General features: G+C 44.0%; 12 protein-coding genes. 3 read left to right on the top strand and 9 right to left on the bottom strand.

The window, feature by feature from the left end:
* Positions 1-4: 4 nt before the first annotated feature.
* The 9 genes from atpA to pfkA form a co-directional block, all read right to left on the bottom strand.
* Positions 5-1,597, bottom strand: a complete 1,593-nt coding sequence (gene atpA, locus ACYRYG_RS00500; RefSeq protein ID WP_293415686.1) for a F0F1 ATP synthase subunit alpha — start codon at positions 1,595-1,597, stop codon at positions 5-7.
* A 52-nt stretch (positions 1,598-1,649) separates the two neighbouring features.
* Entirely contained in the window at positions 1,650-2,186 is a 537-nt protein-coding gene (locus ACYRYG_RS00495; RefSeq protein WP_293415688.1) for a F0F1 ATP synthase subunit delta, read from the bottom strand.
* A gap of 5 nt (positions 2,187-2,191) precedes the next feature.
* Positions 2,192-2,698 carry a F0F1 ATP synthase subunit B gene (gene atpF, locus ACYRYG_RS00490; protein WP_293415690.1) on the bottom strand — a complete coding sequence of 169 codons (507 nt, stop codon included), beginning with the start codon at positions 2,696-2,698 and terminating at the stop codon, positions 2,192-2,194.
* 34 nt (positions 2,699-2,732) lie between these two features.
* Positions 2,733-2,972, bottom strand: a complete 240-nt coding sequence (gene atpE / locus ACYRYG_RS00485) for an ATP synthase F0 subunit C (RefSeq protein WP_293415692.1) — start codon at positions 2,970-2,972, stop codon at positions 2,733-2,735.
* Between the two features lie 44 nt (positions 2,973-3,016).
* A complete protein-coding gene (locus tag ACYRYG_RS00480) occupies positions 3,017-4,138 on the bottom strand; it encodes a F0F1 ATP synthase subunit A (RefSeq protein WP_293415694.1) in 1,122 nt (373 codons plus the stop codon).
* Entirely contained in the window at positions 4,135-4,566 is a 432-nt protein-coding gene (locus tag ACYRYG_RS00475) for a hypothetical protein (RefSeq protein WP_293415696.1), read from the bottom strand. The genes ACYRYG_RS00480 and ACYRYG_RS00475 overlap by 4 nt, the downstream gene beginning before the upstream one ends.
* Positions 4,551-4,790 (bottom strand): ATP synthase F1 subunit epsilon, encoded by a 240-nt coding sequence (atpC, locus tag ACYRYG_RS00470; protein ID WP_293415698.1) that lies wholly within the window; start codon positions 4,788-4,790, stop codon positions 4,551-4,553. Before atpC ends, ACYRYG_RS00475 begins: the two co-directional genes overlap by 16 nt.
* A 51-nt stretch (positions 4,791-4,841) precedes the next feature.
* A complete protein-coding gene (atpD, locus tag ACYRYG_RS00465; protein ID WP_293415700.1) occupies positions 4,842-6,368 on the bottom strand; it encodes a F0F1 ATP synthase subunit beta in 1,527 nt (508 codons plus the stop codon).
* Between the two features lie 169 nt (positions 6,369-6,537).
* The gene (gene pfkA / locus ACYRYG_RS00460) at positions 6,538-7,515 is read right to left on the bottom strand and encodes a 6-phosphofructokinase (protein WP_293415702.1); all 978 of its coding nucleotides are present in this window, start codon (positions 7,513-7,515) and stop codon (positions 6,538-6,540) included.
* A 600-nt stretch (positions 7,516-8,115) separates the two neighbouring features.
* Between pfkA and ACYRYG_RS00455 the strand changes: the two genes are divergently transcribed.
* From ACYRYG_RS00455 to ACYRYG_RS00445, 3 genes are all read left to right on the top strand, one after another.
* Positions 8,116-9,087 (top strand): glycosyltransferase, encoded by a 972-nt coding sequence (locus tag ACYRYG_RS00455; RefSeq protein ID WP_293415704.1) that lies wholly within the window; start codon positions 8,116-8,118, stop codon positions 9,085-9,087.
* A gap of 106 nt (positions 9,088-9,193) precedes the next feature.
* The gene (locus tag ACYRYG_RS00450) at positions 9,194-11,311 is read left to right on the top strand and encodes a DUF5686 family protein (protein WP_293422661.1); all 2,118 of its coding nucleotides are present in this window, start codon (positions 9,194-9,196) and stop codon (positions 11,309-11,311) included.
* A gap of 71 nt (positions 11,312-11,382) precedes the next feature.
* Positions 11,383-14,802, top strand: coding sequence for a UvrD-helicase domain-containing protein (locus ACYRYG_RS00445; protein WP_293426705.1), 3,420 nt, complete (start codon positions 11,383-11,385; stop codon positions 14,800-14,802).
* The last annotated feature ends 22 nt before the right edge of the window (positions 14,803-14,824 follow it).

The following is a 14,824-nucleotide window of genomic DNA, read 5'->3' as shown; positions in this document are numbered from 1 at the left end:
GCTATTATGCTTTAACTTTAAACTGACCGGCCACATTAGCCATTACTTCCTCAATGGTCTTTATATCCTCATCAAGCAATTTTCCACTACCGAGAGTATTCAAGACATCCTGATGCTGTGAACGCATGGCATCAAGGAACTGACTCTCACAGTTGCGGACCTTATCCACGGGGACATCATGTAACAGTCCATGTACTCCAGAGTATAAAATAGCAATCTGCTCACCTACAGGCATAGGACTGTATTGAGGCTGGATCAGCAACTGGTTGATCTTACGGCCACGATCCAAAGCCATAGCTGTGACAGAGTCCATGTCACTGGCAAATTGAGAGAAGCTCTCCAACTCGTGATACTGGGCCATGTCAATCTTCAGTGTACCGGCAACTTTCTTCATGCTCTTGATCTGTGCTGATCCACCAACACGGGATACAGATATACCCACATCAATAGCCGGCCGGAACCCCTGGTTGAAAAGGTTGCTCTCCAAATAGATCTGACCATCCGTAATGGAAATGACATTGGTCGGAATATAGGCAGCAACATCCCCCTCCTGGGTTTCAATAATCGGCAGGGCGGTCAGAGAGCCGCCACCCTTGACGTGTCCCTTCATACAAGCCGGCAGATCATTCATCGTTTCTGCAATTTCCTGCTGGTCATTGATACGTGCAGCACGTTCCAGCAAACGGGAATGGAGGTAGAAAATATCTCCAGGATAAGCTTCACGCCCGGATGGACGACGAAGGATCAGAGAGATTTCACGATAGGCAACAGCCTGTTTGCTCAAGTCATCATAGACCACCAGTGCAGACAATCCGCGGTCACGGAAATATTCGCCGATGGCAGCTCCTGCAAAGGGGGCATAATACTGCAAGGCGGCAGGATTGGCAGCTGTCGCACTGACAACAATCGTATAAGGCATAGCACCCTTATCCTCAAGTGTCTGGACCAATGAAGCTACTGTAGATGCTTTCTGCCCGATGGCTACATAAATACAATATACCGGTTGGCCAGCCTCATAGAGTTTCCTCTGATTGAGAATAGTATCAACGGCAATGGCGGTCTTTCCTGTCTGACGATCACCGATAATCAGCTCACGCTGTCCTCTTCCGATAGGGATCATGGAGTCAATGGACTTCAGACCGGTCTGCAGAGGTTCATTCACAGGCTGACGATAAATGACGCCTGGAGCCTTCCGATCCAAGGGCATTTCGAAAGACTCTGTCAAGTCAATATTCCCTTTCCCATCGATCGGATTCCCCAGCGGGTCAACGACACGTCCCAGGAAGTTGTCATTGACACGAATAGAAGCAATCCGGTGAGTGCGCTTTACCTTTTCACCTTCTTTTATGCCTTCTGTAGGACCTAGCAGGATACAACCTACATTGTCTTCCTCCAGGTTCATGACAATAGCTTCAGTGCCGTTTTCAAACTGAAGAATTTCACTGGACTCTACATTGCGCAAGCCATAGATACGGGCAACACCATCTGCCACAGTGAGCACAGTACCGACCTCATCAAACTGCTCCGCATTGTTGATTCCCCGTAATTCCTTCTCCAGAATTTCGGACACTTCGCTTGGTTTAATATTATCTGGCATTTTATTCTATTAAAATTAATGTTTGGATTCGAAAACTTCTTTTCGTCTTCCTCTATTTATATAACTGTGAATATACCGTCCGGAGCATGGTCTTAACACTAGCATCCATCCGATAAGTATCATATTCAAGGATAAAACCGCCGATAATATCCGAATCGGTCTCAGTCTTGAATTCCACAGTTCCTTTAGTCCTACTTTCTACCAATTTCTGCATCCTCTGTTCAATGGAGGATGTTACAGGTACGGCAGTCGTAAGAATACCACTGGTGATGTTCTTCTGTTGTCTGTAAAGAGAGATATACGAAGCAGCCATGAGTTGCAGGGTGCTTTCCCTATCCTCCTTAAGGACAAGAGCGACAAACTTTTTGCTGAGTTCTGATGGGTTACCACCCATCGCCGTCACAAGAAGATGCAGTTTCTTGTCTTTTCCGAGCATAGGGTTATCTATCGTGTATTTCAGATCATGCACTTTGAAATAACTCTGATAGAGGGAGAGCATCTCGCCGTATACCTGATCTTCGACTTTCAGCACCGCAGCACTCTTGAGGAGTGCCCGGGCATATCTAACCGATATTACACCTAAATCCATAAGCTTTAGTCTTTCTTGTTTTCAGAAGGAACTTCATCCAGCAGTCGGCCAATCAACTCCATCTGCTTGTCTTGAGAAGCCAACTCCTTGCGTAGGATCTTCTCGGCAACCTGAACAGAGAGGGAAACGACCTGAGAACGAATATCCTGAACGGCATTCTTCTTCTCCGTTTCGATCTGGGTCTGGGCCTCCTTCAACAGGCGTGATCCTTCCTCTTTGGCTTTATCCTGTGCTTTCTCGACAATGGCATCACGTGTACTAGCAGCCTCTTTCAAGATCTGAGCCTGTTTTGTACGTGATTCCTGCAGAATGGATTCACCTTCTTTTTGGATATTAGAGAGCTTTTCATCAGCCTCATGGGCATGACGTATACTCTCGTCAATGTTCATTTTTCTATTGTTGACCATCTTTACTATGGAAGGGAAGCCCCATTTGAGCAAGATGAGAAAAACAATAATGAATACGAGCGTCATCCAAAAAAGCAAACCGCTATCAGGAATTAATAAATCCATATATACTGGTTAAAGTTTACAATCAATAGCAATATTACAGGACGATGGCCAGCAGTGCAATGATAATAGCGAAGAAAGCTACACCTTCAACCAGAGCGGCTGCGATGATCATGGAAGAAAACAACTTCGACTGTTCTTCTGGCTGACGAGCCATGGCATCCATTGCCTGACCGCCAATACGGCCAATACCTATACCTGCACCAATTACGGCAAGACCGGCGCCAATGGCAGCGCCACACTTTGCAACTTCAGCTGCTAATAATAATGATAACATAATAATGATTTTTTAATTGTTTATTAATTTTTTCTATTCTTGATTTATGCTCTCACTGCTTCCGGTTCCGGTTCAGCCTTCACATGAGCCAGATGGATAAACACTGCACTCAACATCGTAAAGACCAGAGCCTGGATGTAACAAACCAAAAGTTCAAGAAGCATCATAAAGATACTCATCGCAACACTCACCACAGTCATTCCAGTGCCAGCAGCAGCATCTACCACTGCATTCTCACTGATATTGAACATGATGAAGATCATCGCAGCAAAAGACAAGGACATGGCATGTCCTGCCATCATGTTGGCGAAAAGTCGGATAATCAGAGCCAACGGTTTCGTGAAGATACCAAACAAATTGATAATAGGCATCAACGGTACCGGACACTTCAGCCATAAAGGTACTTTCGGCCAGAAAATATCTTTCCAGTACTCTTTCGAACCTGTAACATTAGTAATAATAAAGGTTGTAATTCCCAGAAAGAATGTACAAGTGATATTTCCCGTCAGATTTCCTCCACCTGGTGGAAAAGGAACGACACCCATCACATTGGCGAGAAAGATAAAGAAGAAACAAGTCAATAGCCACGGACCGTATGTAACGGATTCCTTTTCCGTCATCGTACCTTTAACAGCCTCGTTATAAATAGACATGATAAACATGTGCATCAGGCCCGTGAAACCCTTCGGCGCCGGATCATCCCATTTATGATGTCTGCACCACCGTGCCGGAACCAACACACAGATCAAGAGCAAGATGGCATCAATGAACAGGACACAAACGGTCTTGGTAATCGAGATGTCGAGAGGACGGACCTCTTTCCCATTTACCATCTCCATAATCTTGCCAGGATGACTCTTTGCCTTGCTGTCTTTGATATAAAGTCCGTAAGGACCCGGACGATTCCCCTGAGCATTTTTCTGTTCACTAAACCGACTACTGCAGAAGACATGCCATCCCGTACTGCTCTTTACGATCACAGGGAGATGAATGACTATAGGTGTCTTGCCAATCTTGGTAAGATGCCAGTCGTATGAATCTTTAATATGCCCCCACAAAATGCTTCCCACATCGATTTTTTGTCTTGCTGATACCGAAGAAACCGGTGCAAGGGTCAAAAGCATAACGAAAATGAAAAACAATTGTTTGAGTTTTATTCTTTTCATTCTGATTCTGTTTTATTATTTTTTTTCTCTACACGGACAAAGTATATGCAATCGAAGGCCAAAAGAACAACATAATATGCAGCAAAGATCACCGCAAAACCGATAACGGCCTGCCGTTCACGCACAACGACCAGATAGATGAGGAAAACCGTTAAAGCCAAAAGCAATCGCAGTACCGAACCGGCAAGATAAAACCGCATCAAATTCACCGGAGAGGACTGCGCTATCTTTTTCCAACAGTCCCCATAAACCCAATTACACACCAGTGAATAGATCACCGTGACGGCCAAGGCCGTTACAAAGGATGTATTCCGCATGATCTGCATGACAAACAAGGCCAGCAACATCAATGCAGCAATAATCCACAGCGAATATTGCTTGTACTTTTTGGCTATCCTGTCTGTTCGGGGGTCTATACTTCGACGCATAACGAGACAACGTTCTTCTGTACCTCTACAAAACCATCCTGGATATCCAATTTCTTAAGGCCATCTTGAGTAGTATATTCCACTCGGCCGGCATTTAAGGAAGAAATAATAGGAGCATGATCCGTCAATATTTCAAAAGATCCTGCAGCACCTGGAACACTTACGCTTTTGACGTCACCAGTAAACACCACCTTTTCAGGAGATATAATTTTTAATTTCAGCATACGCGATAATAAAGTATAAGTCAGGATGCCTGACGGCATCCTTATCCAAATTTAATTCTTGGCAGCTTCAAGCAATTTCTTACCCTTGGCAATGGCGTCGTCAATAGTCCCTACATTGAGGAATGCCTGTTCAGGCAAATCATCCACATCACCCTTCAGTATGGCATTGAAACCACGTATCGTCTCTTCGATAGGTACCATCACGCCCTTCAGGCCTGTAAACTGCTCTGCGACGGTAAAAGGTTGTGACAGGAACCGCTGTACCCTGCGTGCACGGCTGACGACAAGTTTGTCTTCATCTGAAAGCTCATCCATTCCCAGGATTGCAATGATGTCTTGCAGCTCATTATACCTCTCCAGCAATTCTTTGACGCGCTGGGCACAGTCATAATGTGCCTGCCCGATAATATTCGGGTCCAGGATACGTGACGTACTTCCCAAAGGATCCACAGCGGGATAAATACCCAGTGCTGTTATCTTACGGGACAAGGATGTTGTTGCATCCAGGTGCGTAAACGTAGTTGCCGGAGCCGGATCCGTCAAATCATCAGCTGGCACGTATACTGCCTGTACGGAAGTGATGGAACCCTGCTTCGTAGAAGTAATACGTTCCTGCATCTGCCCCATCTCACTGGCCAGCGTCGGCTGGTAACCTACGGCTGAAGGCATACGTCCCAACAGTGCAGACACCTCCGATCCAGCCTGCGTAAAACGGAAGATATTATCAATAAAAAACATAATATCAGCCGGCTGTCCGTTCTTGCCGCCATGATCACGGAACTCCTCAGCGATGGTCAATCCCGAAAGAGCTACGGAAGAACGTGCCCCAGGTGGCTCATTCATCTGACCATAGACAAGCGTAGCCTGGCTCTTGGAGAGTTCTTCTGGATCCACGAGAGACAGATCCCATTTACCTTCATCCATCGCCTTCCTGAATTTCTCCCCATATCGGATTACGCCGGAATTAATCATATCACGAATCAAGTCATTCCCCTCACGGGTACGTTCCCCGACACCGGCGAACACTGAATATCCGTTATGCCCCTTTGCGATATTATTGATCAACTCCATGATCAACACCGTCTTTCCGACACCGGCACCACCGAACAAACCGATCTTGCCACCTTTCATGTAAGGCTCCAATAAATCAATCACCTTGATACCGGTAGGCAGCATTTCCTTGCGTGTTGAGAGCTCATCAAATTTAGGCGGTTCCCGGTGGATCGGATAAGCCCCCTTCATATCCAGAGTTTTCATACCATCAATTGGCTGGCCGATCACATTCAGCATACGACCCTTCAATTGCTCTCCCGAAGGCATGACAATAGGACTGCCTGTAGGTGTAACGTCCAAGTCGCGTTGCAAGCCATCGGTACTATCCATAGCCACACAACGAACGGTATCCTCACCGATGTGTTGCTTCACCTCCATGACCAATACACGACCGTCAGGACGTTTCACTGTCAGAGCTTCGTTGATTTTAGGAAGCACCTTCTCAGGATCCAGGCCCTTTGTATCGAAATATACATCGATTACAGGTCCGATGATCTGCGAAATGCGTCCATTCATTTGTGACATAAGCTTTATTCTTTTAAATTATTAACTGATTCAAACTGTAAAAATCGGATCTGAAAGATCTGTTCTTTTTGTTAACGCGAACACAAAACTACGCAATATTTTCGTAAACCACAAACTAATTATGAGTTTTGTTCCGAAAAATAAGAATAATCTAGAACTTTCAAACAGCCTATATGCTCAATTCGTCAAGCACTTTAATAAGATTTTTATCAAACGGCTTGTCACTTCGGACGGCCTCACTCAAAGGTACATAGGTAACTTCATTATTCCGGACGCCTACCATAATGTTACGCTGTCCCTGGATAATGGCCTCAACAGCTCCCACGCCAGTACGGCTGGCCAGGATCCTATCACGGGCAGAAGGACTGCCGCCACGCTGCAGATGGCCGAGGATAGATACGCGGACATCATACTGAGGAAACTCTTTCCGTACCCTGTCGGCATAGTAAAGTGCACCACACTTGGGACTTTCTGAAACGATGACGATACAACTTTTCTTGGATTTACGAATACCACGCTCCATAAACTGCGCAAGTTGGTCGACGTCAGTAGAATCTTCAGGGATTATTGCAGCCTCAGCCCCACTGGCAACAGCACTGTTCTGAGCCAGGAAACCAGCATCACGACCCATCACTTCCACGAAGAAGATACGCTCGTGGCTCTGTGCCGTATCACGGATGCGGTCAACACATTCCACTATCGTGTTCAGCGTAGTATCATAGCCAATCGTATTATCTGTTCCAAACAAGTCATTGTCGATCGTACCCGGAAGGCCAATACAGGGCAGATCAAAATCCTGACCAAAATGCATGGCACCCGTCAGAGACCCGTTGCCTCCAATGATCACCAATGCATCTATTCCTTCGCTTTTTAAATTATCGTATGCTTTCTGACGACCTTCCTCTGTCATAAAGTCCTTCGATCGCGATGTTCTGAGAATGGTTCCTCCTCTTCCGATAATACCACTGACATTCTCTGTGGTAAAAGGTTTAATTTCATCATTGATCAGCCCATCATATCCACGGTAGATTGCTTTGATCATAAAGCCATTGTAAATACCGGCACGGGTCACCGCACGAATTGCGGCATTCATCCCCGGAGCATCCCCTCCTGAAGTCAAGACTCCAATCGTTTTAATTCTTGCCATACTGAGTAACCTTATATAATATTAAATAATTGCCCTTACAAATCCCAAAGGAATTTTCTTCTTACATACTATCCCCACACCTTTAACATCAGACACCCTACGCACCCACAGACCATCGGTACAGTCTGAAAGTTGCCACTTCCATGAGAAAATACAAGTTCACTAAAATACAGACTTGACCATTCTCTTTTCACCTCCATGCCTACCTTGCTTCAGGTATGAACAGAATCAATTGTGTACCTTAACAGGGTACTATCATTTTCTAAACAATTTTCGCACAAAGTTAACAAATTATCTGAAAAAGGTCAATATCATAACGAAAAATTAAATCGGTTTAACACTAAACTGACAGATCGAAAATGACAAATCCAAGAATTGACAGGTGAACTTTACAAAAAACGATAATCATCATAACTTTTCTCATTTATCTTTCCATTTTCCAATTGAAATACGTACCTTTGTACAACGAAACCATTGCGATTCGAACTTGTATTTTCACAAGTTTTTGGATGTATCTCAGTAACACTACACTCCACAATGGAAAATGATTGAGAGTTCTGTGAGAAATAAGATGTTGAACCCTTTAGGAAGAGAAGAACTATGCCAGTTAAGTCGATTAATACACCAGACAGTGTACCGCCGCTCGTAAGTTTTATCATTACGACGCATGATGTCCCCGATGAAATGCTCAAGGAATGTCTGCAACAGATCAGCACCTTGTCTCTAAATCCTAATGAACGGGAAATCATACTCATTGACAATGGTTCAAAACGATCTCCCTCAAGAGAATTGTTCGATGTGGACGAGAATACCATCTATGTCAGAAAAAAGGACATGGGACTTTCACAGGCGCGAAACATCGGCATCCAACTGGCTACAGGAAACTATATTCAGTTTCTGAACGGGAGCAGTTATCTGATAACGGCCCCTTACGAGCATTGCCTTGACATTGTCAGGTTTCATAATCCGGATCTGGTTTTCTTTCAAGAAACAGAGAAAAAAAAACCTGGAACATCCTTTACGTTCATAGGTCCTGTTACGGGCAGTTCCTATCTGCATGATCACCCCCTGAAGGCATCTGTATGTGGATACATTTTCAAGCAACAGATATTAGGCAGCCTACGTTTCTCCACAAAAATCCTGCATGAAGACGAAGATTTCACCCCTCAATTATGCCTTCGAGGAGAGCGGATTTACTATACGGATGCGGAAGCTTGTTTCAACCGGCAGCAAAGGGATGGGGCTGCGTATGAGCAGAATAAGCGATACCATCTCACTCGTCTTACAGACATAGAAAGAGTAATAGCGCATCTGCAGGATCTGTCTGATCAACTTCCGGAGGCTGACCGGGTAGCTTTACATCGCAGAGTAGCACAACTATCCATGGATTATCTGTACCAGACGATTCAGGTCACACGAAGTTCCAGACATCTGAACAATGCCATAGAATGGCTTCGCAAAAGAGGACTATTCCCTTTACCTGATAAAAACTATTCCTATAAATATTGTCTTTTCCGCAAAGCGATCAATACGAAAGCCGGCCGTAAATTGCTACTATTACTGCCCCGATAGAGACTGGTCTTTTTAAAAAGCAATATCTCTACTGTTTTCTATTTTGACTTTAACTGTGAAGAAAAAAAGGATATTCATAATAGGATTCCTGATTTTGTCATTTTTCATGATAGATGATATAGAATCATTCGGGAAAAAGCAAGTTGACACAAGGCTTCTTCATCAAGTCTTCACCTATGCTCACAAGCTGACGGGAAATGAACTGCCAGATTCTCTTCTTTCCAATGTATATTTGAAATATCGAACTCATATTGACAGGAAGAATCCTTTACTTTTGGCTATCCCCACCATGTATGATGTAGCGAGGGATAGCAGGCGCGATTTCCTGAATGAAAGTTTTTCAGACATCATCTATTACAAGGGCGGGGATGAAATGACAAAGACAAAAACACTCCTGATGTATTCAACGGTCTATCATTCTCACAAATTACTGCCTGTGCTTTTCGAATACCTTCAGCCGAGCCTTTATGACGTCACTTTGTTTAAAGGTATCATTCTCTCTCCACTGGTGAGAAACAACAAACGGTTTTATCATTATCAGTCCATTAAATATGGAATCCGTCAAACTCGTTTTTTTATCAGACCTAAAATCAAAAACACCCAGTTAGTTAAGGGATGGGTAATCGTAGACGATCATACAGGAAAAGTAGACCGCTTCTTCTTCGAAGGTGAATATGATATGATTCATTTCGTGCTGCAAGGCGAGATGGGAAAGGCAGGCATCAAGTCACTATTGCCTAAACGTTGTGACATCATTGCTAAAATCTGCACTTTAGGCAACTGCTTCCATTCCTGGATCACCTCTGTCTACGATCTACATCCAATTCTCCCAGATACTTTTCATCTTTCTGACAGTCGAAGGCTCCTGGATAGTATACGTCCCATTCCACTAACTGAAGAAGAAGAAAAGATCATTGCCGTAAATGATTCGATGGAAAAATCAAAGACAAGTAGAGCCGGTCCTGCCAGTACCCAGAGTGTCCCTGCTGATACAACTTTAGAAAACTCAAGAAGAACTGGGAATAACCAGCAAAGCAGTGGCACCAAAGAAAATGCTTTCATCATTAAGTCCTCAAATGATAAAGACTTCAGCAAATATATCTTCTGGGATCTCATCGGAAACAATCTATTGAACAATATCAATGCTGACATCGGGGATAAAAAACAGGGGCATATTAAAATTGATCCGATCTTCAACCCTCTCTACTTTGGCTATACCCGGAATAAAGGGATTATCTACCGTTTCGATGTAAAAGGCTATTACAACTTTACCCCTAATCAGAGTATCTCTACTCGCATTAAAATGGGATACTCTTTTAAATGGAAAAGACTGCTCTATAATATTCCCGTCACATTTACCTATAATCAGAAGAAAAACGGATGGGTAAAAATTGAATACTTCAATGGTAACCGGATCACAAATTCAAACATTCTGAATGAGATCAAAGACCAAAAAACAGACTCTATAGATTGGAACAAACTGCATCTGGACTATTTCAACGACCTGGGTGTAAAAATAAGTACGAACTATCAAATCATCAAGAACCATCTTGACGGACAATGCGGTCTTGTCTGGCACCGCCGTTCTGCTGTGAAAAAGGCAGGATTCATACAAGCGGGAAAGCCAACGAGTTACAGTTCATCTGCACCCTTTATACAATTACAGTATACCCCATCCGAAATAAATGGTCCTATTATCAATGCCAGTTATGAACGAGGTATTAAAGGCTTCATGGGGGGTAAGATCAATTATGAGAAATGGGAACTGGACGGACAGGAAATCCATCGTATGCCTTGTATGCGTTCCCTTTCTTTGCGAGCAGGACTGGGCTTATATACGGACAAAAGCAAGGATGGGTACTTCCTGGATTATAACAACTTCAGGGAAAATTATATTCCCGGAGGATGGAATGATGAATGGAGCGGAGAATTTGAACTACTGAACTCCAACTGGTACAACGCTTCCAAATTTTATGTCCGTGCAAATGCAACCTACGAGTCGCCGATGCTGCTCCTATCCTGGATACCCCTCGTCGGACAAGTTGTGGAAAAGGAACGAATCTATATCAGTGCACTTTCCATACGAAAGTTAACTCCTTACGTAGAAATCGGATACGGATTTACAAACCGTTTGTTCTCTATGGGAATTTTCTGTGGAAGAAGTGCTCATCATTTTGAGGGATTTGGTGTAAAGTGGGGATTTGAATTATTCAACAACTGGTGATTGCATTTCTTCCCTAAAACACCTACCACTCGCTGAAAACAAAGAATCATACTTGATTAACGATTAGCATAATGAAAACAGAAATGATGAAACCTCTGACCGTTTACAGAGCAAGTGCCGGGGCTGGAAAGACCTTTAAACTTGCTACACAATATATCTCATTGCTCATACTCAATCCACAATCCTACCGGGGAATACTGGCCGTAACTTTTACCAATAAAGCCACTGAAGAGATGAAGATGCGCATCCTGTCCCAACTTTATGGTATTTCTCATCACCTAAACGATTCGGAAGAATACCTAAAAGAAGTACAGCAAAACACGGGATTAGGAGAAAGACTGATCAGACAACGTGCAGGAGGGTGCCTCAGCCTCCTCCTCCACCATTTTAATGATTTTCGAATTGAGACAATTGATGCTTTCTTTCAGACGGTATTAAGAAACCTCGCCCGTGAACTTGACCTGACAGCCAGTCTGAACATAAGCCTGAATGATGAGGAAGTAATGGAACAGGCTGTGGATGATCTCATTGAGCAATTGGATGAGAAAAGTCCTGTCCTGTCATGGATCATGGACTACATCCATGAAAAAATGGATGATGACAAAGGATGGAACATCATGGGACAGATCAAGAACTTTGGAAAGAATATCTTCGAAGATGCCTATAAAGAACATTCCTATGATCTGCAGCCCCTCATGTCTCCAGAAAGTACTTTCTTCCCGGACTATTCAAAAGAGCTCCGTGCTATCCGGCAGAAAGCAAAGGAGAATATCAAAAAATATGCCGATCATTTCTTTGAAGAAATGGATCGTAACGGTTTCTCTGCCTCTGACCTCAACAGAGGAGAAAAAGGCATCTGGAGCTATTTTGCCAAACTTGAAAGGGGGGAATTCACCGATGAGTCAAAATTAGTAAACAAGACCGTCTGCAGTTGCCTGGAAGATCCCAAGAACTGGGTTACAAAGAAGAGGGCAACTCCCGGAAGCGGCATCTACCAGTTGGTCCAGGATCATTTGTGGACTCTGCTCAGACAGACCGAAACGGCCCGCCCAGATCTCGTCAAGGCCTACAAATCAGCAGACCTCACCTTACGACATCTTGACAACTTAAGATTACTGGGGAAAATCGGAGAGAAAGTGCGGATCAGTAACCAGGAGGCAAACCGTTTTCTACTCAGTGATACGCAAAACCTACTCCATTCCCTGGTTTGTGACAATGACTCACCTTTCATCTTCGAGAAAATCGGAGCTCATTTGGAACATATCATGATGGATGAATTTCAGGATACGAGCAGGATTCAATGGTACAATTTTAAAGTTCTCCTTCAGGAGACCATGTCCCATGGACAACCACCCTCTGAACATCTTGCCCAGAATCTCATTGTCGGGGATATTAAGCAAAGCATTTACCGGTGGCGGGGAGGAGACTGGAGACTTCTCCAGAATATAGATACTAAAGAGTTCTCATCTGATCAGGTGAACAAGAAAATATTAGATGTTAACTATCGCTCGGACAAAAGGATCGTAGCTTTCAACAATATTTTCTTTTTGAAAGCCAGCCAGTCCTGGTCCGGCGAAAAGGAAAAGGATACGGAAGAATTGCAACAAGCCTATTCCCAGGAGAATCTCTGTCAGAAAGTTCCAGAAGGGAAGGAGAATCAAGGTTACGTGCATGTTGAACTGCTCCCCGACAACAACTCGTACCACGACAAGATGCTGCAAAAGACTGTCGAAACTGTCCGGACACTACTTGATCAGGGATGCCGGCCGAGTGACATTGCCATCCTGGTGAGGAAAAATCCGACCATCCAGGAAATCGGTGCTTATTTCATGGAAAAACTCCCTGACGTGACTCTGGTCAGCGATCTGGCATTCCGCCTGGATGCCTCTCAGGCTGTGAACATCCTGGTGGACGCCTTGCGTTTTATCACACACCGGGATGACCTGCTCACTTTAGCCAATCTGACAAAAGCTTATCAGACAGGAATCAAAAATCCCTTGAAAGCAGACAGTAAGATATTCCTTTGTTCCGGAAATACGCTGGAGGAACAATTGAAAACTCAATTGCCTGACGATTATGTCAACCATCTCGACGAACTGGAAGGACAACCTCTGATGGATCTCATAGAACAACTCTATTCCATTTTCGACCTTGCAGTAATGGAAGAACAAAGCGCATACGTCTGTGCTTTCTATGACCAGGTCAGCGAGTACCTGCAAGACCATGTCCCAGACATCAATGATTTTCTGAAAGTATGGGATGAGGACCTTCATCTCCGGTCTATCCAAAGTGATGAGACAGACGGCATCCGACTTCTGACTATTCATAAGAGCAAAGGTCTGGAATTTGACCATGTCATCATCCCCTTCTGTGACTGGACACTTGAAAAGCCGGGATATACGATATGGTGCACACCTTCAGAACCCCCATATAGCAAATTGCCTGTCGTGCCGGTAGACTTGTACAAGAACCAGATAAGCGGATCCATTTATGAGCCTTTCTACAATAATGAACATTCACAGAATATCGTAGACAACATGAACCTACTCTACGTTGCCTTCACTCGTCCTAAAAGAGGCCTGTACATTTTCGGAAAGCATAAGAATAAGGGAAAACAACGGATGAAAGCGGATGACGGTAAACCTTCCGAACCAGTCGATGAAAGCGATGTAATCGAAAAGGTCTTACCTCAATTGAGCCAGGAACTGGAAGGTGCTACCTTGAAAACTTTCAACCAGGACGAACCGGCAGAGGACGATATATCCGACAAGGATAAAATTGACGACAAGGAAGATGACAACAGCCAGACATTAGCCTTCGATTATGGCACCCCTGATATAAACAGAAAACCAGGAGGAAAAACTGTGTCCCGCAACGTTTTTCTCCAGCAACCTGAACCAAAAATCATTGCCATTAACAATTATGAAAACAGGATTGATTTCCGGCAAAGTAATAAAAGTAAAGATTTTATCGGAGGAGAAGATGAAGAAGCACAAGTCCATAACACCTATATCCAGACCGGTAATGTACTTCATGCCATTTTCTCTTCCATCCATACCCTTGACGATGTGGATCAGGCACTCAGCCAACTTGAACAGGAAGGTGTGCTTGACACGGGTTATCTAAGTAAGGAAAAATTGAGAAAAGAAATGAAACAAAGGCTTCAGTCACCGAAGGTAAAAAACTGGTTTTCAAGCCATTGGGAATTGTTTAATGAGTGTACTATTCTCTATACTGACCCGGTTACAAACGAAGTCATTGAGAAACGACCAGACCGTGTCATGACAGATGGGAAGGAAATGATCGTGGTCGATTTCAAGTTCGGAAAGCCCCACAAAGAATATGAAGAGCAAGTCAGGGATTATATGACTCTCCTGAGACGGATGCACTACCCTGAAGTCTCGGGATACTTATGGTATGTATACCCGAATCAGGTGACCCAAGTCAGACCTGATGATGATCATGATTCCAAAGAAGAGGCCCAGCCCTGACCATCACCTTTCATTTAGCGTC

The sequence above is a fragment of the Segatella asaccharophila genome (assembly GCF_054687055.1).
This window is presented reverse-complemented; position numbering and strand designations above follow the sequence as displayed.

What these genes read in the sequence shown, in the direction of transcription:
- atpA (WP_293415686.1), bottom strand. Translation starts at nt 1,597, where the DNA reads ATGCCAGATAATATTAAACCAAGCGAAGTGTCCGAAATTCTGGAGAAG.
- ACYRYG_RS00495 (WP_293415688.1), bottom strand. Translation starts at nt 2,186, where the DNA reads ATGGATTTAGGTGTAATATCGGTTAGATATGCCCGGGCACTCCTCAAG.
- atpF (WP_293415690.1), bottom strand. Translation starts at nt 2,698, where the DNA reads ATGGATTTATTAATTCCTGATAGCGGTTTGCTTTTTTGGATGACGCTC.
- atpE (WP_293415692.1), bottom strand. Translation starts at nt 2,972, where the DNA reads ATGTTATCATTATTATTAGCAGCTGAAGTTGCAAAGTGTGGCGCTGCC.
- ACYRYG_RS00480 (WP_293415694.1), bottom strand. Translation starts at nt 4,138, where the DNA reads ATGAAAAGAATAAAACTCAAACAATTGTTTTTCATTTTCGTTATGCTT.
- ACYRYG_RS00475 (WP_293415696.1), bottom strand. Translation starts at nt 4,566, where the DNA reads ATGCGTCGAAGTATAGACCCCCGAACAGACAGGATAGCCAAAAAGTAC.
- atpC (WP_293415698.1), bottom strand. Translation starts at nt 4,790, where the DNA reads ATGCTGAAATTAAAAATTATATCTCCTGAAAAGGTGGTGTTTACTGGT.
- atpD (WP_293415700.1), bottom strand. Translation starts at nt 6,368, where the DNA reads ATGTCACAAATGAATGGACGCATTTCGCAGATCATCGGACCTGTAATC.
- pfkA (WP_293415702.1), bottom strand. Translation starts at nt 7,515, where the DNA reads ATGGCAAGAATTAAAACGATTGGAGTCTTGACTTCAGGAGGGGATGCT.
- ACYRYG_RS00455 (WP_293415704.1), top strand. Translation starts at nt 8,116, where the DNA reads ATGCCAGTTAAGTCGATTAATACACCAGACAGTGTACCGCCGCTCGTA.
- ACYRYG_RS00450 (WP_293422661.1), top strand. Translation starts at nt 9,194, where the DNA reads ATGATAGATGATATAGAATCATTCGGGAAAAAGCAAGTTGACACAAGG.
- ACYRYG_RS00445 (WP_293426705.1), top strand. Translation starts at nt 11,383, where the DNA reads ATGAAAACAGAAATGATGAAACCTCTGACCGTTTACAGAGCAAGTGCC.